Origin of the sequence: Flavobacterium sp., assembly GCF_043778725.1 — a bacterium.
Classification (GTDB): domain Bacteria; phylum Bacteroidota; class Bacteroidia; order Flavobacteriales; family Flavobacteriaceae; genus Flavobacterium.
Map to the genome: position 1 here is coordinate 1 of NZ_JAYWFT010000098.1, position 21,213 is coordinate 21,213.

A 21,213-nucleotide genomic window follows, 5' to 3' on the forward strand; every position below is an offset into this window, starting at 1 on the left:
GAATTTAATTATTATAACTTTTCATTGCAATCTCTAGATTATAACTTGATAGACAAGCAAGATGCGATTGTATTAAACGAATTGAAAGACATTCCGCAAGCGTTGCAAACTACTTTAAAAGCGTTTGTAGAAAAAGGTGGAAATGTGGTATTGATTCCAAGTGCTGAAAGTTCGGTTTCAAATTTGAATGCTTTTTTAACAAATTTTGGAGGAATTCAATTTAAAAATTTAGGAACTACCGAAAAGATGGTTACCAAAATCAATTTTAGCCATCCATTATTTAGTAGTGTTTTTGAGAAAAAAGTTGATAATTTTCAATATCCAAATACTAAGACTTCATTTGAAATTAATAATTCGGCACCAATGGTTTTGGGTTACAGCGACCAAACTTCTTTTTTGAGTGCTATTCAAAACGGAGTTGCTTCTGTATATGTTTTTGCTGCACCAATTAATAAAGTAAATAGCAATTTTCAGAATTCGCCTATCATTGTTCCAACATTTTACAATATGGGACAAAATGCTCAAAAAGCTGGAATAAATGCATTGATTATTGGCGAAAACAAACCATTTATTGTAGAAACGGCATTAGGAAAAGATGAAATTGTAACTGTAAAAACCGACAAAGAAAGTTTTATTCCGGTGCAACAAATTTTGAACAACAAAGTAAAATTAACGTTCAACGATAATCCAAAAGAAGCTGGAAACTTTAGTGTTTTTAACAACAATCAATCTATTGAAAATATAAGTTTTAATTACAATCGAACTGAAAGTAACTTGGCAAATGCCAATCCAGATGCAGTGAGTGATTTTAAAGATATAAGTAATGTAGATGCTATATTTGATACGTTACAAGCCAATCGAGCTGACAATCAGTTATGGAAATGGTTTGTAGTACTCGCATTACTATTTATTGCAGTGGAAATTTTAATTCAAAAATTTGTAAAATGAAAATTATAATCAGAGAAGCCAAGATTATTGACCCAAAAAGTTCTTTTCATAACCAAGTAGTTGATGTAAAAATCAATAACGGAACTATTGAAAAAATTGGAAACAACCTCATGCCATCTGATGATTATCAAGAAATAAAAACAACCAATTTACATCTTTCTCAAGGTTGGTTTGATAGTTGTGTTTCTCTTGGTGAACCAGGATTTGAAGATAGAGAAACCATTTCTAACGGACTAAATGTTGCTGCCAAAAGTGGTTTTACAGCAATTGCTTTGCAACCCAATTCCTTTCCTGTACTTGACAACCAATCGCAAATACAATTTGTAAAACAAAAAGCTTTGAATGCTGCTACCGAATTATTTCCAATTGGCGCATTAACCAAAAACAGCGACGGAACTGATTTGGCCGAATTATTTGACATGAAAAACTCTGGAGCCATTGCATTTGGTGATTATGGAAAGAGTTTGTCAAATGCTAATTTATTAAAAATAGGTTTGCAATATGTACAAGATTTTGATGGATTGATTGTAACCTTCTGTCAAGACGAAAAAATAAAAGGAAGCGGTGTTGTAAACGAAGGAATTGTTTCTACACGATTGGGATTGAAAGGAATTCCAAATTTAGCAGAAGAATTAATTGTTGCTAGAAACTTATTTCTTTTAGAATACACAGGTGGAAAATTACACATTCCGACAATTTCTACTGCTAAATCGGTTGCTTTAATTAGCGATGCAAAAGCTAAAGGATTGCAAGTAACTTGTAGTGTTGCGGTTCATAATTTGGTTTTAACCGACGAAAAACTTGACGGATTTGATACTCGTTTCAAAGTTTCGCCACCATTGCGAACCGATGCTGATAGAATTGCTTTATTAAACGGCGTTTTAGACAATACGATTGATGTTATAACTTCAGACCATAATCCGATGGATATTGAACATAAGAAAATGGAATTTGATTTGGCAAAAAATGGAACCATTGGATTGGAAAGTGCTTTTGGTGCTTTGTTAACCGTTTTACCGCTAGAAAAAATTGTAGAAAAATTAACTTCGGGAAGAGCTATTTTTAATCTAAATCAATTGGAAATTGCAGAAGGAAATTTAGCTACTATCTCTTTATTTACAACAGATGAAGAATGGCATTTTTCTAAAGAAAATATCTTATCAAAATCTAAAAATTCGGCTTTTCTTGGTGCAAAAATGAAAGGAAAAGTTGTTGGAATTTATAACAAAGGACAATTAATTTTAAGTTAATCAAATTGAAAAAAGACGTCAACAAAAATAATTTTTTTGAAAACTACATGACTTTCAGATTCTATATTGGTATTGCAGCTTTACTAATTTTTATTGTAATAGTAATATATGAAGCAATTTTCAAATAAATTTTAATTTAAAAATAAGATTTACATATTATAAAATAATGGACAAGCAAACAATTGAAGAAGGAAAAGCAACAGCTATAACAAGTTATATTTTAATTATTGGTGTTTTAATAGCGCTTTCTATGAATTCTGAAAAGAAAAATCAGTTTGCGTCATTTCACATTAGACAAGGATTGGGATTGACCTTAACCTTTATAACACTTGGCGTTTCCATAAGTTATTTCGAAAGTATTATGGTTGCTGCACCCATGTGGATTTTCATTTCTGTTTTAACAATTTACGGAATTTTCACTGCTGCAAAAGGCGAATTAACTCCGCTTCCACTTCTAGGAAAATGGTTTCAAAAATGGTTTAATAACATTTAATGAAAAGTAAATCGCTCTTTCTTTTGCTTTCAATTTTTCTTTTAGTTGGATTTACACATGCAACAAAAAAGAAGACACAACTTGAACAATTAGAAAGTAAATCTATTATTGGTGATTTTGACGGAGATAAAAAAGCCGATACTTTATTTGAAATTCATACTTCTGGAGAAAAAGATTCCATTATAACCGAAATTCCTTTTATAGATGATTACGACAAAACGGTTGATTATTACTTTAAAAATTCAATTAGAACATCATTAAAATCATCTAACAAAAAAATTAAAGAGCTTGATTTAGGAACTAGTTTTGGAGTTTATTGTCTTATAAATATTGGCGACAACAATAACGACAAGAAAGATGAAATTGCATTAGTGATTGATTATTGCGATTTTAGTAATTTAAACAGTTGTAAAATCTACACATTATGCAACAACAATTGGAAGATGATAAACCACTTTTCTATTCACGAAGCTGCATTTGAATATGCCGAAGGAGAACAATTAGACCCAAATATAATTGGAGATTATTTTAAAAAAAAGGATGGAAAATGGTTTTATGCTGATGCTTTAGAAGTTTTAGAATCTGACGATATAATAGTAAAAATGAAGCCTTTAAAAATAAAAAAATGCAATAAATTATGAATTTATCACTACATCATTTAGTTCGTGAACCTAAAATAAAACTAGAAAAAAATCCGTTATTGCTATTACTTCACGGTTATGGTAGTAATGAGGAAGATTTATTTTCTTTTGCCTCAGAATTGCCAGATGAATATTATGTAATTTCTGCTCGTGCTCCTTATGATTTAATGTATGGTAGCTATGCTTGGTATGCTATAAATTTTGACGCAGATGAAAACAAATTTTCTGATGTTGCACAAGCACAACAATCTAGAGATTTAATTGCTACTTTTATAGATGAATTGGTTGCTAACTATGCCATTGATGCTACTAATGTTACCTTGGTTGGATTTAGTCAAGGTTGTATATTGAGTTATGCCATAGCACTTTCTTATCCAGAAAAAATTCAACGTGTTGTTGCCATGAGTGGTTATTTAAATATTGAAATGGCAAAATTAGGTTATGAAAAAAATAATTTTACTACTTTAAAAATCTTTTCATCGCACGGATCAGTTGATCAAGTAGTTCCTGTAGAATGGGCAAGAAAAGCCGCACCAGCATTGAAAGAATTAGGAATTGATGTTGTCTATAAAGAATATCCAATTGGTCATGGAATCTCGCCTCAGAACTTTTATGATTTTAAAAATTGGTTGAAATAATAACAAAAAAAAAGAGTCTCATTAAAAACGAGACTCTTTTTTTTTATTTGTTAATTGATATTATTCTTGACCTTCTGGATTGTCACTTCCTGTCACTTTGTTTCCAATTTCGGCATCGCCAGAAAACAAAATTTTATCAGATTTTTTAAGCACATATCCTTTCCAAGGAATCAATTGGTAGTCTTGATAAATCCAAGGTTTTCCTTGTGAAGCTCTTGTAAGAATGAATGATTTTTCATCTGGAAGAAAAACTTCTGCTTTATCACTAGATTCATTAAATAAAACATAAGCACAAAGAGTTGCATCTTCTGTAGCAACATCGTTGGCAGGATTTAATTGTATTCCTGTAAAAACTCTCACACATTCTTTGTTAAGTTTAGACCAGGTATATCCAGCAGATGCCAAACATCCATTTTCATCTTTATCTGCACCAACAATTGTAGAATCTTTAGTTTGCTTTGCTTTAGTTTGAGCTTCTTCTGGACTTGAATCACCATCTTTAGGTTTGCAAGAAACTACAAATGTAAGTATTGAAAATATAAAAATAATTTTTTTCATGAATTTTTAGTTTAATATTGTTCTTTGGGAAAAATAAAAGTATCCATTATTTGAAACGTAATTTTTCCGTCCTCTTCTACAAAATACTTTATTAGAACATCACCCCAAAAGGTACCGTCACTATAATCTGCAACTATCCAACGGTGATTTAATATTTTTATTTTATTGATAACAAATTTTTGATTACCAATAGTTTCTTGACCTGTATAAATATTTCCTTTTGGACTGTCGTTGAAAGCCAGTAAAGCATCATTTATTTGAGGAATCAATTTTTGAATTTCATATTTAGAAAAATATTCTTGAGCATATTCATTTTTTTCTAACGAAAAATGATTATCGTCATTATTTTTATTTTTTAGAGAATCTAAACTGAATTTCAAATTTTTAATTTCGAGATCACTATTTTTCTTTTCAAAAGCGATTGCCTTTGTAAAATACATGTACGTAAAAGCGGCAATTAAAGCCGAAATAATAAATAAATATAAATATAATTGTCTTTTCATATTAGATGGAAATTTCTAAATTATCAAATGCTAAAAACACATTTTTGGGCAATTTCTTCTGAACTTCTTCATGAAATCCTAGAATGTGACTTATGTGTGTAAAATAGGCTTTTTCTGGTTGAACCAAAGTTACAAAATCTAATGCATCTTGCAAACTAAAATGTGAGTGATGTGGTTCTTCTCTCAATGCATTAATAACCAATACTTTTACTCCTTTTATTTTTTCAATTTCTATGTTTTCTATGGTCTTAACATCTGTTAAATAGGCAAAATCATTTATCCTATAACCAAAAACTTGAAGATTTCCATGAGAAGCATTGATAGGAATAATAGTCATTTTTCCTATAGAAAAAGAATTATTATTGACCACTTCTATCGCATTTACAGATGGCGCTCCAGGATATCTGTTTTTAGTTTCAAATATGTAATCGAAACGTCTTTTTAGATTTTCAAGTACTCTTTTATGTGCATAAATTGGAATTTCACCTTGTTTAAAATTAAACGGACGAATATCGTCTAGACCAGCTGTGTGATCGGCATGCTCGTGAGTGAATAAAATAGCATCTACTTTTTCACATTTGCAAGAAAGCATTTGTTGTCTAAAATCTGGACCGCAATCTATAACTATAGAATCATTATCATTGTGAATCCAAACAGAAACACGCAAGCGCTTGTCTTTTAAGTCATTGCTTAAACAAACAGAGTGATTACTTCCAATAACTGGAATACCTTGAGAAGTTCCTGTACCCAAAAAATAGACTTTCATTTAGCACGGTTTTTGATACATATTTCAACTAAGAAACAGCATGTAGCAATTATTATACAAAAATAGGATTATTTATCTTTTAATAAAGCACCTATTTTACTAACTTTGCAATGTATACAAATGATTATGGGAAACTTCGGATTAGACATAAAGTTAAAAGGTGATAAAGTTATTGAGCAAATTCCTTCTATAAAGGATAAAGCACTTAGAATAAACTTGAACGATAACATCTATGGAACCTTTGCTGAAATTGGTGCTGGACAAGAAACTGTTCGTCATTTTTTTAGATCTGGTGGTTCTTCTGGTACTATAGCCAAAGCTATGTCGGCTTACGATAAAGATTTTAGTGATGCCATATATGGTATTGAAGGTGACGGAAGGTATGTTACCGAAAGTAGATTAAAAAAGATGCTTTCGCACGAAGTTGAATTGATTGAAAACAGACTTGACCGAACAAAACATCCCAATAAAATGTTTTTTAGTTATGCCAATACTGTTGCTACTATTGATTTTGCAAAACAATTTAAAGGTCATGGATGGGTTGGAATTAAATACCAAATTGAACCCGATGAAGATTATAATGAAATTACGCTACACATTAGATTTAAGGAAACTGATGCTAGATTGCAACAAGAAACACTTGGTATTCTTGGCGTAAATTTAATTTATGGTGCTTTTTACAAATATAATGATCCAAAAAAATTATTGCGTTATTTATATGACCATTTAGAAAAAGACCAATTAGAAATTGATACAATCAACTTTTCTGGACCACGATTTGCCAATGTAGACAATAGATTAATGAGTTTACAATTGGTAAAAAACGGAATGACAGATGCGGTAATGTTTAGTCCCGATGGGCATAACATTCTTCCTGCAGCAGTTTTATATAAGAAAAACATTCTTGCTTTAAGAGGAAGTTTTCGTCCTGTTACAAAGGTAAATATGGACATGCTTGATCGTTCCCTTGAAATGTTTGTTGAAGAAAATAAAGTAGAAAAAGACAACACCTTTGTTATCTTTGAAATTACATTATCCAACCTACGATCGGAAGGTGAAATTGATGAGCGCGACTTTATGGACAGAGCAGAATTACTTTGCTCACTTGGTCAAACGGTTATGATTTCTAATTTTCAAGAATATTATAAAGTTGTTGAGTACTTTTCTAGTTATACCAAAGCTAGAATGGGATTGGTAATGGGTGTAAACAACCTAGTTGATATATTTGACGAAAAATATTATCGCCATTTGAGCGGTGGAATTCTTGAAGCTTTTGGGAAATTATTTTATAGAGATTTAAAAGTATATTTATATCCAATGGAAGAAAATGGCGAAGTAGTAACTTCTCAAAATCTTAAAGTTCATCCTAGAATGAAGGAATTGTATAAATTCTTTGCCTACAATGGAAAAGTTGTAGATGTACCTGTTAATGATAAAGAAAACCTTAAAATATTCTCGCGCGAAGTTTTAAAAATGATTACTAAAGGCATTCCTGGATGGGAAAAAATGTTGCCAAAAGGAACCGCAGATTTAATTAAACAGCATCAATTGTTTGGTTACGATCCTAACAGAGTTCTGGAAGAAGTTTAGTTTTATAAAAAATAAAAGTATAAAGATCTGAATTGTTAAAGCAATTCAGATCTTTTTTTATTTGTATTTTTACTTATTGTGTTCCAAAAAATAGCGTTCTTCAATACGTTTAATATCTTTAATTGTATTTTTAGCCCATTGCAATCGTTTTTCAAGAATTTCATTATCAGACAATTGCCAGTTAATATTAGATTTATGCAAACGACTCATTAAACTTTGAATTATAATTGCTGCAGAAACAGATATGTTTAAACTTTCGGTAAAACCAGCCATCGGAATTTTTAAAAAACCATCGGCATTTTGAAGTACTTCTTCTGATAATCCGTCGCGTTCAGTTCCAAAAAAAAGAGCACTTGGTTTAGTAATATCAAAATCATCTAAATCGCAATCCTTTTCATGAGGTGTGGTTGCAATGATTTGATATCCTTTACTTTTCATACTAGAAATACAACCCAAAATACTATCAAATCTATTTACATCAACCCATTTCTGTGCTCCCATTGCAATTTCTTTATCGATAGATTTGGTGTAACGTTCCTCAATTACATTGAGTTGTTGAATTCCAAAAACCTCGCAACTGCGCATCACAGCACTTGTATTATGTAACTGAAAAATATCTTCCATAGCAATCGTAAAATGATTGGTTCTTTTAGACAAGACTTGTTGAAATCGTTCTTTTCTATTATCGGTAAGTATATTTTCTAAAAAAGCTAAGTATTCTAAATCGACCATTTAACAAGTGTTTTTGGCAAAAATAGTAAAATTGTGAAGCCAAATGAATTAAAATTAGTTTAAGTTTTTTTACTGCAAATTTTACGCTTTTTTGTCTTGAACATTTATTTTATAATGCTCCCATTTTATTTAACAAATAAGTTTATAATATGATGTTTTATAGCTAAACTAGTTTGCGGAAATTTTAATTAATTTGCTATTTAGAAGATTTGCATAAAACTATTTTTAATATCTTTGGTTTAAGTGTAAATTATAAAAATGAAGAAGAAAATAGTTGTTTTAACAGGAGCCGGAATTTCGGCAGAAAGCGGAATAAAAACCTTTCGAGACAGTGATGGCCTTTGGGAAGGACACAATGTAATGGATGTTGCAACGCCCGAAGGTTGGCAAAAAAATCAAGAATTAGTGTTAGATTTTTACAATCAAAGAAGACGACAATTGCAAGATGTAGAACCAAATCTTGGACACAAAGTTTTAGCTGAATTAGAAAATCAATTTGACGTTCACATCATTACTCAAAACGTTGATAATCTTCACGAAAAAGCAGGAAGTACAAAGGTTTTACATCTTCATGGTGAATTATTGAAAGTGAGAAGTGTGCGAGATAAAAATTATATTCTTGACTGGAAAAAAGATTTAATAACAGGTGATTTAGATTCAAATGGTTTTCAGTTGCGCCCACATATAGTATGGTTTGGCGAAGATGTTCCTGCACTAGAAGAAGCGTTGTCTATTACTCAAAACGCAGATTTTTTTGTAGTAATTGGCACTTCGCTACAAGTATATCCAGCTGCTGGATTAGTAGAATTTACACCGCCCAATATTCCTGTTTATTATATTGATCCTAATCCGGCAAAGATTGCTAATTTATCAAATCGACTAGAAATAATTTCGATGAATGCAACAGATGGGGTTCCGTTTTTAAGAGAAAAATTAATGAAAATAGAGTAAAAAAAAGAGGCTAGAATATAGATTTTAAGTGTTATTTTAAATCTATTTTCTTTGTTGTATAGTCTATATTTTAATTTGGTTTAACTATTTTTGCACTTTTAAACAACAACACAACAAAATGCAACTAACAGAATTAAATGCTATCTCACCAATTGATGGACGATATAGAAGTAAAACCGTTTCTTTATCGCAATTTTTTTCGGAAGAAGCGCTTATAAAATACAGAGTTTTAGTAGAAGTAGAATATTTTATTGCACTGTGCGAAGCCAATTTACCGCAACTTTCGGGAGTAAATAAATTGGTATTTGATGATTTACGAAAAATTTACACCAACTTTTCTACTCAAGATGCACTTTGGATTAAAGAAACAGAAAAAACTACTAATCACGATGTGAAAGCAGTTGAATATTTTATTAAAACAAAATTTGATGCATTGGGATTAGAAACATACAAAGAATTCATTCACTTTGGTTTGACATCGCAAGACATCAATAATACTGCTATTCCGCTTTCTACAAAAGAAGCATTTGAAAAAGTATATTTACCGGGTTTAATAGCTGTAATTGCAAAATTAAAGGAACTTGCTATGGAATGGAAAGACATTCCGATGTTAGCAAGAACGCATGGACAGCCTGCTTCGCCTACCCGATTGGGCAAAGAGATTTTGGTATTCGTTGAGCGATTAGAAGAGCAAATGCGATTGTTATTTAATATTCCGTTTGCGGCAAAATTTGGAGGAGCAACTGGAAATTACAATGCGCATCATGTTGCCTATCCTACTATTGATTGGAAAAAATTTGGAAGTGATTTTGTAGAAACTACTTTAGGCTTACAACATTCATTTCCTACTACACAAATAGAGCATTACGATCATTTTGCAGCATTTTTTGATGCTTTAAAAAGAATAAACACTATTTTAATTGACTTAGATAGAGATGTTTGGACGTATGTTTCTATGGATTATTTTAAGCAAAAAATTAAAGCTGGCGAAATTGGATCATCGGCAATGCCACACAAAGTAAACCCAATTGACTTTGAAAACAGTGAAGGTAATTTAGGAATTGCTAATGCTATTTTTGAGCATCTTTCTGCCAAACTTCCTATTTCGAGATTGCAACGTGATTTAACAGACAGTACGGTTTTAAGAAATATTGGCGTTCCAATAGGTCATACTTTAATAGCATTTGAAGCAACTCTAAAAGGATTGAACAAATTGGTTTTGAACGAAACAAAATTTGCCGAAGATTTAGAAAAAAACTGGGCTGTTGTAGCAGAGGCAATACAAACTATTTTGCGTCGTGAAGGTTATCCAAATCCATATGAAGCTCTGAAAGATTTGACTCGCACAAATACTGTTATCAATAAAGAAGCGATTCAAAATTTTATTCAAACACTAAAAGTTTCTGATGAAATTAAAGTAGAATTGATGCAGATAAGCCCAAGCAATTATTTGGGAATTTAATGGTGTATGGTTTCTAAATTAACTTAATAGTGTCAATAATATGACACTATTTTTGTTTTATAAATACTGCTTTATAAATAACATGTCCTTTGTTAAAAATTAAATGTACCAAGTTAATAATGGTGTGTCCCGAGTGTAAAATAAAGTGTTCCATTATTGAAATTAAATTTACCAAGGAAAATATTACAAATATCAATTATTTTATTACTTTTACTTTATAGCTAAGAGCAAATGTTATGTTTTTGGTTATTTGTTGTACTTAGTTGTTAAGTATGTTTCTGTAAAACATAAATATATTATTTGTACAATAACAGCTATTTTGTTATCGTTAAAATAAAAAATTAAATGTTTTTATTATGAATTTAAGAAGTAGAAAAGGTAATTTTTATACGTTTATTTTCAGAAACAATAAAAAAAATTCACCTATTTAAATTTACTAGAAAACAACCAAAAGTTTTAATGAATATAAATTTTTCTCTCCTTTCTTGCTCTTTGCTTGAGTTAATTAATAACAAATAAAAAAAAATAACAGGTGCAATAATTTCAGCAAAAGTAATACACTAAATATGGAAAAAATAATCAACGACCTTAGTCTTGGACTTTTCATTTGGCAAACAATTATGTTCATATTATTGATTATTATAGTTTACTATGTTATTAAGATGTACAGAAAATAATGAAGAATCTAGATAAAAAGAATTAAAGTAAAAATGAAAACAATTTTTCAATCTAAATTAGATTGAAAATCACATTACAATTAAATTAAATACCTAATTTTACTTTTGTTTATTAGTAACAGTATTTTCTCTCTAAACAATGTAATAGCTCTAAGTTCTACAGCTTTTGTTATTGTAACTAAAAAATGAAAAAAATGAAAAATCATATATTAATATTATTCTTAATTGCTTTTACTTCATGTAAATCGCAGAGTGTGAATATAAAAAATTGGAATGGAAATTATGTAGCTAATACTTATTATGAAGATATTGACAATGAATTGAATCAATTTGAAGGAACATATCAATTTACAAACGGAAACAATGAATTAACTTTTACATTTAAAAAACAATTAAAATATTACAATACATCTTATTATCAAGATTTGTTAACAGGAGAATATAAATATAAAGAAGGTGGGGTTATTTTGGTTGATAATTTAAATCGAATCAATCAAAATTTATTAAATAAATATTCTCACGATATCTGTGGAAACACTTTAATTTATAACGACATGAAACCAAATTGCGATAATTGCTTACCTAATCAATTAAGAGCTGATTTGATTTTTTTGGTAGGAGTAATAATGACAATGGAGGCTCAATTGTCATTCAGAAATTTAATGAGAATGGTCAGGAAAAAATAAAAATTATAATATTTTATTTAGCTCGAATAATTAATCCAGGTGATGCAATGCCTCTTGACCCAAAACTTCCTAGTGGTGAATATACATTGACAAGAATTTATTAAAAAAATGAAATTAATCTTTAAAATTGTGCTTTTATTATTATTTAGTAAAGCATACGTAAAATTTTTAAAATAATAACTCTAAAAAGAACATCTCAAAAGCGTGCTTTTATTATAAATTAATTATGAAAAAGATAAATTTATTATTTAGTTTTACTATTATGAAATATTTTGCAATAGAACATAGTCGTAACGAAAAGTTAGTGGGGAAAATTCCTCAAGTAAAAGAATTTATACATCATTGCAATGTTGACGAAGAACCTAAGTTCATTGATCGATTTATATTTGAAGAAATCAAAATCCAACCGATTTTATCAAATGTTATTTTATATTCAAATGCAAAACAAACCGATTTTATAGATACTTATGGTCATATTGGTTTTTTATCTGGTTACCTAATTAGCAATAAATTTAAGGAAATATTAGACAAATTTAATTGTTATGGCTTTCAATTCTTTCAAACATATTTTATTCAAAAGAATCAAAAACTAGATAACTATTGGCAAGTCAATAAATATGATTTTCCGTATCAATTTATTGATTTTATAAAGACTACGTTCATATTTAAAGATAGGGATGTTAATAAAAATGTAATAAGTAAAGTAATGAATTTTAAAAATGCTGATGAATTTAAATCATTTGCTAATCAGATTCGTTATCCGAAGTGGCTTTTTTCTGAAGATATTTTTTTTACGGAAGAAATGAATTTAGATTTTTTTTCATTAAGGTATACTGATGGAGCTCACAAAGGTATCGTTTCAGAAAGACTAAAAGTAGAAATTGAAAAAGAGACTATAACAGGAATTGAGTTTAGACCTATAGAAATTTCTCTACAAGAATGGGGAAAAAGAGATGGTCTCAGAGAAAAAACATATGGAAAAACATAATACAATTAATATGAAATACCTAATCTTACTTTTGTTTATTAATAACAATATTTTCTCTCAAAATAATGCAATAGCTCCTAGATCTGGAGCTATTGTTTTTGTTAAAGAAGAAATTATTTATGATAAAGAATTATATGTAAAATCGTTTAAAGAACTAATGCCTAAAATGAAAAAGGCAATGGAGAAACAAATTGTTTTTGAATGTTTAACAGATGGTAAAAAAGTAGATACGACACTATTAAAATCAGAAGTAGAAAAAACGGCTCAAAATTTTGAAATGATGTTACCGTTTATGCTTGAAGAAGATAACGAAAAAATAAAATTTTACAATGAATTTAATAAAGATATAATAACAAAATATTATACCGTAGATAGTAAATTAATAAAAAATAAAATCATTATTAATCAAACTACATTAGAAGTAAAAGACGAATATGATGAATATGTTGAAATTGAAAAAAATGAAATCATTAAACTTACCGAATATAAAAATGACATCAGGGAAATAAATGGTTTCAATTGTTTTAAGGTTATTTATAGCTATAATGAGCCTAATGTAGAATTGGATTTTCTAGCAAATGTAACTTCAAATAGTAGAGAATTATGGGTAACACAGGAAATAAAATGTAATTATCATCCGGTAATTAATGAGATAGAAATATTAGAAAAATATTATCCGTTAGAAATAATAGAATACTCTGATGATATAAAGGGTAAAAGGACAACTTATAAAATTGAGAGTCTAACTATTAATTTAAAATAAAAAACTATGCAAAATACTCTAGAATACTTAACGTATATTTTACCAACTTTTTTTATAATTCTAATATTATACTTTTTTATAACTATATACATTCTAGTAAAGAAATACATACTTTTAAAGATTAAATATTATGAAATAAAATTAAAAAAAGAAGAAACTAAATAACCAAAACCTATGGAAATATCATACATCCAAATCTTATTAATACTAATTAGTGTAGCAATACTTGCATTTATAGTGTTTATTTTATACAAAGCATACGTGAAATTTTTAAAATAATTACTCTAAAAGAACATCTTAAAAGCGTGCTTTTATTATAAATTAATTATGAAAAAGATAAATTTATTATTTTGGTTTTTAGTAGTAACTGTTGGTTACAGTCAAGCGTTTTTTTTTATATCAAAAAACGAACGTTATGACCACGCTAAAGATGGAGATAACTGTAGAAATTTATTGAATTGTAGTGATCCGGAAGCACTTCTGTTTAAATTAAACAATGAGAACTTTATAGTTCAAAAAAAAGATGGTTTTTATAAATTTTATGTGGATAAAGATGAAAAAATAATAATTAGCAGTACTAAATTGGCACCTAAAGAAGCTACTGAATGTACCACTATTTTAGATTCATTAAAAAGTATAGATCCAAATTATCTTACTATTACAAAAGATGAAAATGGAAGAGAACTGATTGTAAATGACGGTAGAGAATATGAGATTAATTTTTTTAAAAAAGAGTATGCCTTAACTTTAAAATCAAATAATCCAGAGATTTATATTGAGAAAAAATATCCTCATTACCAAGAAAGAGCTAAGTTTCTTAAAGGTGTCACTGCTTTAAACAAACTTTTTTTTGATTCGATTTATAATAATGTTAATAAACTAGATACCCTATATTTAGAATTTAAAAAAAATAAAAAACTTAACAATTTAGAGTTAAATAAAGAAAATCACAATGGTGTAAATTACTATTCTTTATTTTTTTCTGGTACTAAAAAAATCACATTAACAAATTTTGAAAGTTACCGAGATTTAATAATTGATAGAAGGTCGTTGGAGAAAAATAAATCTAGAATAATAAGTGTCGATTTTATTAATAAATATAGATACAGTTATATAACAAGACTTTTTAAAGATAAAGTGATTTACATTATTGAAAAAAAACATCTAAGAAGAGTAAACTATGTTTTTCCATAAATAATTTATTATTAGTTATTTATGACAATTGGCGTTGGCTTGTACAAATAATGAAAGGTTGCCAGGAGAAATGTAAGCAATGTCTAAACCTAATCCTCTAAGGATAAAAAGTGTTCCAATAATAACTGTTGCAATTGGAATCATTTTTTGCATTTTACTTCGAATAGGCGTTGAGAGAATGTTAGATATGTAAACCACAGCACTCATCATTGGAATGGTTCCTAATCCGTAAAGCAACATGTAGGAAACTCCTAAAGTTACATTTTGCATGGCAATGGCGCCAAACAAAGCTGCATAAACCAATCCGCAAGGCAAAAACCCATTGAGTAAACCTATTGTGAATAAGGCATCTGGTGATTTGCGTTTGAATTGATTTCCTAAACTGCTTTTTACGTTAGAAATTACTCTGTAAACTGGTTTAGAGAAATTGTATTTCATAAAAATACGTTCGGGAACAACAGCAATTGCAATCATGAAAATTCCAACTATAATTGAAATACTCTGTTGAATTCCTGCCATATAAAACCCTTTTCCTAAAATACCAAACACTAAACCAAGAGTAGCATAAGCCGATAATCTACCCATTTGATAAAGCATTATTTGTACTGCTTTTTTGGCTGAATTGTTTCTATCTAATGGCAACATCATAGCAATTGGTCCACACATACCAATACAGTGCAAACTACTTATTAATCCGAATATAAAAGCTGAATATAGCATTGTTATAATTTATATTTTGATGCTTTGTTTATTGTTTAAAATAGACAAACTCTTTGCTCAAGTATTTTTTATCCTTGTAAGTCCAATCTATACTAATGTCCCAACGACCGCCAACCAAATTACTTTTAGGTAGGAGCAAATGTGGACTAGAAAGTGAAATAGGAATTTCAAAATCTAGTTTCTGGTTGGACGGTCTATAAAGGGACACCATTCCTTTAATATTTTTATAATCAAAATCGGCAGGAAAATCAACATTGATTCCTTCTGCTGTAGTTTTAATAATTACTTTACTTTTTAGATCATGGGCGTTTTGCTCTCTGTCTAAATCTTGCTGAGCTACTAATTCTTTTTTATAGTATTCGTCAACAACCAATTCGTTATCGTATTTAGAATTGGATTGCACACTAAATACAAAGAATAAAATAAAACTCATAAACAGTGCAAACGCAATTACAATTCCTGTTCCCCAATTAATTTTCATATATGTAAAAGTTATTTGTTAGTGGTCATATATGGTATCGCCTTTTTATTTATTGGTTTTTGCTTACGCAAACTAATTGTTAATGGCCATTTCATATGTTTAAATTTTTTAGTTAAAACTTCTTGGTCCTAAAAAGTTAGTTGTTTCATTATCAATCAGTTCTTTATCATTATAAACTTCTATTTGCAATGTTGTTTTATCTCCTTTTAAAAAGGCTTGATCGATCTCAACAAACATAGTTCCTTCTGATAAAGCTTGTTTTTTTACTGTAAAATGGTCTTTTCCTACTAATTTTATTTCGCCTTTTGGAGAAACCAGTTTGAAATAGACATTATTAAAATCATGCTCGGTTTTATTAACCACTTTAAAAGTATAAACGTTACTGATTTTTTCTCCTTTATGTTCAAACAATTGTCCCGGAAGATGTAAAATTGTAGCTTCAACATCGTTTCTAAGAAATAACATTCCGATAAAAACACCAGTAAGTATTAGCAATACCGATGCATACCCTTTCATTCTTGCATTGAAAACAAATTTTTCTTTATTAACAATTTCAACTTCACTAGCATATCTAATTAATCCTTTGGGCAAACCAACACTTTCCATAATGTGGTCGCATTCATCAATGCATGCGGTACAATTTACACATTCTAGTTGTACACCATTTCTAATATCTATTCCTGTTGGACAAACGTGAACACACAATTTACAATCGATACAATCACCTTTTCCAGATGCTGCTCTATCTTCTTGTTTGTTGAATTTAGCTCTTCCAACTTCTTTTTCACCACGAACATAATCGTAAGCAACATTGATGGTTTTATTGTCTAGTAAAACACCTTGCATTCTACCATAAGGACAAGCAATTATGCATACTTGCTCTCTAAACCACGCATAAATAAAATAGAATACATAAGTAAAAATTATTAATGCAATTAAGGTATGCGTATTTTTTGTTGGTCCGTCTTTAATAAATTTTATCAATTCGTCACTACCAATTAAATAAGCTAAAAAAACATTAGCAATTAAGAAGGAAATAATATAGAAAATAAACCATTTAGTACCTTTTTTTCTAATTTTTTCGGCACCCCAAGCTTGTTTGTCTAATCTAATTTGAGCACCTCTATCACCTTCAATCCAAAATTCAATTCGGCGAAATACCATTTCCATAAAAATAGTTTGCGGACAAAACCATCCACAAAAAATTCTTCCGAAGGCAACTGTAAATAGTGCCAAACTAACTACGCCAATAATCATGATAATCACGAAAATATGAAAATCTTGAGGCCAAAAAGGAAATCCGAAAAGGTTAAATTTTCTATCAATAACATTAAATAGTAAAAACTGATTTCCGTTAATTTTTACAAAAGGAGCTGCAAATAAAAATAACAGTAAAAAATAACTTAACCATTTTCTTCTTTCATAAAGAATCCCTTTAGGAATTTTGGCATATATCCAAGATCTTTTTCCTTCTTTATTGATAGTACCTATGCTATCTCTAAAATTATAATCTGGTAATGTTGACATTTTGTTTGTTTTTTAAAACCTCAAGTCCCGATTTTAAAACCGAGACTTGAAAGGATTTATTTATTTGACAGCAACAACTTTTGCAGCTACTTTGGTTGTATCTGCTGGTGCAGTTTTTGCATCTGTTTTTGGAGTAGCTTCTTCTACCCATTTTTTTGCTTCTGGCTCAGTTGGTTTTGGTTCTTTTGGATTAGATCCTTGAAGTGATAAAACATAACTGGCAACTTTTTGAATATCAGATGGTTTTATTGTTGCTTTCCATGGCACCATTCCTTTACCGTCACGTCCGCCTTCCATAATAGTGTTGAACACATTTTTTATTCCGCCACCATTAATCCACATATCATCTGTTAGATTTGGCCCTATTTGTCCACCAGCATCTGGTCTATGACAAGCAACACAAGTACTTTGGAAAATAGCTTTACCAGCAGCAATACTTGCCGCATCTGTAAGTAGCACAACTTTTTCTTTATCCATTACATCTGGTGCGGTTTTGTTGTATTCATCAACTGCAATTTTCGCTTCTGCAACTTCTTTTTCGTACTCTTGAGTTTGATTATCAGCACCTAATATTTGATATCTTACCAAATAAATTCCTGCAAAAATTATACATCCGTAGAAAAGATACACCCACCATGGCGGCAAAACGTTATCTAACTCTCTAATTCCGTCATAGTTATGATCTAACATTACGTCGGCTTCTTGTTCTATTTCTTTAGAACGCGTTAGTTTTTTTAATAAACCTTGGTAGAATTCGCTTTCTGTAAAAGGAATTGATTGTGCTTCTTCCAGTTGTTTTTTCTGTTCTTCAGTGAGCAAATGATACGTTATATTATCTACTGCGCTAACTACAATTTCTATAGCTATTAAAAGGAATAGAAACACAGCAAGAAACAACAAAACCATTGGATATTTTATAAAAGCTGGTTGATCGCCTGAGTCAATAAAATATTCCATTGCACCAAATACTGTGGCAAATATCAAGGGAACTCTTACGTATGATGGAATTAATTTTTTCATAGGATTAATCTTTTATTGGTAATTCACTCATTTCTTTAATTGCCTCTTTTTTATAGGTGAAAACCCAAACGAAAAGTCCAACAAAGAAACTAAAACATATTAATAGTGAGATAATTGGATAAACTGCTACACCATCTATTGTTTCTAAACTGTATTTTACAAATTTTAGCATGACTTATTTTTTTACTTTAATATCGGTTCCTAAACGTTGTAAGTAAGCAATTAAGGCTACTATTTCTCTATCTTTCATCGGAACGAAAGTCTCACCATTTTTAGCTGCTTTTTGTTTACTTTCTTCATAAGATTTCACAAAATCAGGATCGTTGTATAGATTTTTCTCAATAGATGCAGATTGATTTTGAATACTTTTTTGAGCATTAGCAATATCAGCATCAGAATAAGGAACACCAAGCGTTTTCATGGCTTTCATCTTAGCTTCTGTTGTAGAATAATCCATTGGTTTGTTAGCAAATAACCATTTGTAAGCTGGCATAATTGATTTTTCATTTACACGTTGTGGATCCCACATGTGGTTGAAATGCCAGTTGTCATTATATTTTCCGCCTACTCTATGTAAATCTGGACCTGTTCGTTTAGAACCCCAAAGAAATGGATGATCATAAACAAATTCACCTGCTTTAGAATAATCTCCATAACGCTCCACTTCTGAACGGAACGGACGAATCATTTGAGAGTGACAACCCACACAACCTTCTCTAATATAAATATCACGTCCTTGTAATTCTAATGGAGAATAAGGTTTGACAGCTGCAATAGTTGGAATATTAGATTTAACCATTATGGTTGGAACAATTTGAATGACTCCTCCTATTAAAATAGCGATAGTTGCTAATATTGTTAATTGGATTGGTCTTCTTTCTAACCATGGATGGAATTTTTCTCCTTTCAATCTTCCAGTAGTAATTTTTTCTAATGCTGGAGCTTCTGCCAATTCATCTTCAACGGCTGAACCTTGTTTTACTGTTCTAACAATATTGTAAACCAACACAATCACTCCTGTTAAATATAATGTTCCTCCAATAGCTCTCATCCAATACATTGGCATAATTTGAGTTACTGTTTCTAGGAAATTACCATATTGTAATGTTCCGTCTGGTTTGAATTGTTTCCACATAGATGCTTGAGTAAATCCTGCAACATACATCGGTAACGCATACATAATGATTCCTAAAGTTCCAATCCAGAAATGGAAGTTGGCTAATTTTTTAGAAAATAATTGGGTTTTAGTCATTCTTGGAATCAACCAATAAACCATTCCAAACGCCATAAATCCGTTCCAAGCTAATGCACCAACGTGAACGTGAGCAATAATCCAATCGGTATAGTGAGCAATAGCATTTACATTTTTAAGCGAAAGCATTGGACCTTCAAAAGTTGCCATACCATAACCAGTAATAGCTACCACAAAGAATTTCAAAACTGGTTCTTCTCTTACTTTATCCCAAACACCACGAAGTGTTAAAAGACCGTTTATCATTCCGCCCCAAGATGGAGCAATTAACATAATTGAGAAAACAACTCCTAAATTTTGTGCCCATTCTGGTAATGCTGAGTACAATAAATGGTGTGGTCCAGCCCAAATGTATAAGAAAATTAACGACCAAAAGTGAATGATTGATAATCTATAAGAATATACAGGACGATTAGCTGCTTTGGGAACAAAATAATACATCAATCCTAAAAATGGTGTTGTTAAGAAAAAGGCAACTGCATTGTGTCCGTACCACCATTGCACTAATGCATCTTGAACTCCTGCGTAAACCGAGTATGATTTCATTGCAGAAACTGGTAACTCTAAACTATTAAAAATATGAAGCACGGCAACTGTAACAAACGTAGCGATGTAAAACCAAATGGCTACATACAAGTGACGTTCTCTTCTTTTAATAATTGTTCCAATCATGTTGATACCGAATACTACCCAGATTAAAGCAATTGCAATATCTATTGGCCATTCTAATTCGGCATATTCTTTAGAAGTTGAATATCCTAACGGAAGAGAAATTGCAGCAGCAACTATAATTAATTGCCATCCCCAAAAGTGAAGATTACTTAAAAAATCGCTAAATAATCTTGCTTTAAGTAAACGTTGCAAGGAATAATAAATTCCTGCAAACATGGCGTTACCAACAAAGGCAAAAATAACTGCATTGGTGTGTAAAGGTCTCAATCGTCCAAAACTCAACCACGGTATTCCATCGGTCATGTTTGGGAATAGAAACAGAATGGCTAAAATAAGCCCAACTAACATTCCTACTATACCAAAAACTATACTGGCGTAGATAAATTTCTTTACAATTTTGTTGTCGTAATAAAATTGTTGCATTTCCATAATTAAATTGGTTTTTGTTCTTCTTTTTTGTTTGTTACTGTTTTGGGTTTTGTTATTAATTCGTCGTCAAAAAGCATTCTGACAGACGGTGTATAATCATCGTCATATTGTCCACTTCTAACTGCTCTAATAAAAGCATAAAGAAATGTTGCGGCTACTACTATACTGATGGATATTAATAAATAAATGACACTCATACCTTGAATTTGTGTTAACAAAATTACTTTGACCTTATTTTATAAAATATGATATTTATCATACTTAAATTTTGA

General features: G+C 30.0%; 22 protein-coding genes and 1 pseudogene. 12 read left to right on the top strand and 11 right to left on the bottom strand.

Annotation, left to right across the window (positions count from 1 at the left end; translation table 11 throughout):
- The 5 genes and pseudogenes from ACH2CG_RS09030 to ACH2CG_RS09050 form a co-directional block, all read left to right on the top strand.
- Positions 1 to 948, top strand: a pseudogene (locus ACH2CG_RS09030) (hypothetical protein); the annotation flags it as partial.
- Positions 945 to 2,198 (top strand): dihydroorotase family protein, encoded by a 1,254-nt coding sequence (locus ACH2CG_RS09035; protein ID WP_395064361.1) that lies wholly within the window; start codon positions 945 to 947, stop codon positions 2,196 to 2,198. The pseudogene ACH2CG_RS09030 and the gene ACH2CG_RS09035, both read left to right, overlap by 4 nt.
- 166 nt (positions 2,199 to 2,364) lie before the next feature.
- On the top strand, positions 2,365 to 2,691 hold the full coding sequence (locus ACH2CG_RS09040) for a hypothetical protein (protein ID WP_395064363.1): 327 nt from the start codon (positions 2,365 to 2,367) through the stop codon (positions 2,689 to 2,691).
- Positions 2,691 to 3,332, top strand: coding sequence for a hypothetical protein (locus ACH2CG_RS09045; RefSeq protein WP_395064365.1), 642 nt, complete (start codon positions 2,691 to 2,693; stop codon positions 3,330 to 3,332). The genes ACH2CG_RS09040 and ACH2CG_RS09045 overlap by 1 nt, the downstream gene beginning before the upstream one ends.
- Positions 3,329 to 3,970, top strand: a complete 642-nt coding sequence (locus ACH2CG_RS09050) for an alpha/beta hydrolase (protein ID WP_395064367.1) — start codon at positions 3,329 to 3,331, stop codon at positions 3,968 to 3,970. Before ACH2CG_RS09045 ends, ACH2CG_RS09050 begins: the two co-directional genes overlap by 4 nt.
- A 60-nt stretch (positions 3,971 to 4,030) precedes the next feature.
- On the opposite strand, the gene ACH2CG_RS09055 is transcribed toward ACH2CG_RS09050, so the two are convergent.
- The 3 genes from ACH2CG_RS09055 to ACH2CG_RS09065 are packed head-to-tail and all read right to left on the bottom strand — an operon-like array spanning position 4,031 to position 5,797.
- On the bottom strand, positions 4,031 to 4,528 hold the full coding sequence (locus ACH2CG_RS09055; RefSeq protein WP_395064369.1) for a hypothetical protein: 498 nt from the start codon (positions 4,526 to 4,528) through the stop codon (positions 4,031 to 4,033).
- Between the two features lie 11 nt (positions 4,529 to 4,539).
- Positions 4,540 to 5,031 (bottom strand): hypothetical protein, encoded by a 492-nt coding sequence (locus ACH2CG_RS09060; protein WP_395064371.1) that lies wholly within the window; start codon positions 5,029 to 5,031, stop codon positions 4,540 to 4,542.
- Between the two features lies 1 nt (position 5,032).
- On the bottom strand, positions 5,033 to 5,797 hold the full coding sequence (locus ACH2CG_RS09065) for an MBL fold metallo-hydrolase (RefSeq protein ID WP_395064373.1): 765 nt from the start codon (positions 5,795 to 5,797) through the stop codon (positions 5,033 to 5,035).
- 126 nt (positions 5,798 to 5,923) lie between these two features.
- On the opposite strand from ACH2CG_RS09065, the gene ACH2CG_RS09070 reads away from it, so the two are divergent.
- Positions 5,924 to 7,387, top strand: a complete 1,464-nt coding sequence (locus ACH2CG_RS09070) for a TonB-dependent receptor (protein WP_395064375.1) — start codon at positions 5,924 to 5,926, stop codon at positions 7,385 to 7,387.
- 69 nt (positions 7,388 to 7,456) lie between these two features.
- Here the strand turns inward: ACH2CG_RS09070 and ACH2CG_RS09075 are convergent, their stop codons facing one another.
- On the bottom strand, positions 7,457 to 8,119 hold the full coding sequence (locus ACH2CG_RS09075; protein ID WP_395064377.1) for a TrmH family RNA methyltransferase: 663 nt from the start codon (positions 8,117 to 8,119) through the stop codon (positions 7,457 to 7,459).
- Between the two features lie 258 nt (positions 8,120 to 8,377).
- On the opposite strand from ACH2CG_RS09075, the gene ACH2CG_RS09080 reads away from it, so the two are divergent.
- The 6 genes from ACH2CG_RS09080 to ACH2CG_RS09105 all read left to right on the top strand — a co-directional run bounded on the left by ACH2CG_RS09080 (position 8,378) and on the right by ACH2CG_RS09105 (position 14,840).
- Positions 8,378 to 9,070, top strand: a complete 693-nt coding sequence (locus tag ACH2CG_RS09080; RefSeq protein ID WP_395064379.1) for an NAD-dependent deacetylase — start codon at positions 8,378 to 8,380, stop codon at positions 9,068 to 9,070.
- 118 nt (positions 9,071 to 9,188) lie between these two features.
- Positions 9,189 to 10,532 (top strand): adenylosuccinate lyase, encoded by a 1,344-nt coding sequence (gene purB, locus ACH2CG_RS09085; RefSeq protein ID WP_395064381.1) that lies wholly within the window; start codon positions 9,189 to 9,191, stop codon positions 10,530 to 10,532.
- Positions 10,533 to 11,403: 871 nt separating this feature from the next.
- Positions 11,404 to 11,895, top strand: coding sequence for a DUF6705 family protein (locus tag ACH2CG_RS09090; protein ID WP_395064383.1), 492 nt, complete (start codon positions 11,404 to 11,406; stop codon positions 11,893 to 11,895).
- 226 nt (positions 11,896 to 12,121) lie between these two features.
- On the top strand, positions 12,122 to 12,883 hold the full coding sequence (locus ACH2CG_RS09095) for an imm11 family protein (RefSeq protein WP_395064385.1): 762 nt from the start codon (positions 12,122 to 12,124) through the stop codon (positions 12,881 to 12,883).
- Positions 12,884 to 12,893: 10 nt separating this feature from the next.
- Entirely contained in the window at positions 12,894 to 13,646 is a 753-nt protein-coding gene (locus ACH2CG_RS09100; protein WP_395064387.1) for a hypothetical protein, read from the top strand.
- A gap of 327 nt (positions 13,647 to 13,973) precedes the next feature.
- Complete coding sequence (locus ACH2CG_RS09105; RefSeq protein ID WP_395064389.1) at positions 13,974 to 14,840, top strand: hypothetical protein; 867 nt, start codon at positions 13,974 to 13,976, stop codon at positions 14,838 to 14,840.
- 15 nt (positions 14,841 to 14,855) lie between these two features.
- On the opposite strand, the gene ACH2CG_RS09110 is transcribed toward ACH2CG_RS09105, so the two are convergent.
- The 7 genes from ACH2CG_RS09110 to ccoS all read right to left on the bottom strand — a co-directional run bounded on the left by ACH2CG_RS09110 (position 14,856) and on the right by ccoS (position 21,138).
- Positions 14,856 to 15,560: a sulfite exporter TauE/SafE family protein gene (locus ACH2CG_RS09110; protein ID WP_395064391.1), complete on the bottom strand. Its 705-nt coding sequence runs from the start codon at positions 15,558 to 15,560 to the stop codon at positions 14,856 to 14,858.
- Positions 15,561 to 15,588: 28 nt separating this feature from the next.
- The gene (locus ACH2CG_RS09115) at positions 15,589 to 16,041 is read right to left on the bottom strand and encodes a FixH family protein (protein WP_395064393.1); all 453 of its coding nucleotides are present in this window, start codon (positions 16,039 to 16,041) and stop codon (positions 15,589 to 15,591) included.
- Positions 16,042 to 16,149: 108 nt separating this feature from the next.
- The gene (ccoG, locus tag ACH2CG_RS09120) at positions 16,150 to 17,568 is read right to left on the bottom strand and encodes a cytochrome c oxidase accessory protein CcoG (RefSeq protein ID WP_395064395.1); all 1,419 of its coding nucleotides are present in this window, start codon (positions 17,566 to 17,568) and stop codon (positions 16,150 to 16,152) included.
- A gap of 60 nt (positions 17,569 to 17,628) precedes the next feature.
- On the bottom strand, positions 17,629 to 18,588 hold the full coding sequence (locus tag ACH2CG_RS09125; RefSeq protein ID WP_395064397.1) for a cbb3-type cytochrome c oxidase N-terminal domain-containing protein: 960 nt from the start codon (positions 18,586 to 18,588) through the stop codon (positions 17,629 to 17,631).
- Between the two features lie 4 nt (positions 18,589 to 18,592).
- Positions 18,593 to 18,760, bottom strand: coding sequence for a CcoQ/FixQ family Cbb3-type cytochrome c oxidase assembly chaperone (locus tag ACH2CG_RS09130; RefSeq protein WP_395064399.1), 168 nt, complete (start codon positions 18,758 to 18,760; stop codon positions 18,593 to 18,595).
- A 3-nt stretch (positions 18,761 to 18,763) separates the two neighbouring features.
- Positions 18,764 to 20,941, bottom strand: a complete 2,178-nt coding sequence (gene ccoN / locus ACH2CG_RS09135; RefSeq protein WP_395064401.1) for a cytochrome-c oxidase, cbb3-type subunit I — start codon at positions 20,939 to 20,941, stop codon at positions 18,764 to 18,766.
- A gap of 2 nt (positions 20,942 to 20,943) precedes the next feature.
- Positions 20,944 to 21,138, bottom strand: a complete 195-nt coding sequence (gene ccoS / locus ACH2CG_RS09140; RefSeq protein ID WP_395064403.1) for a cbb3-type cytochrome oxidase assembly protein CcoS — start codon at positions 21,136 to 21,138, stop codon at positions 20,944 to 20,946.
- Between the last annotated feature and the right edge of the window lie 75 nt (positions 21,139 to 21,213).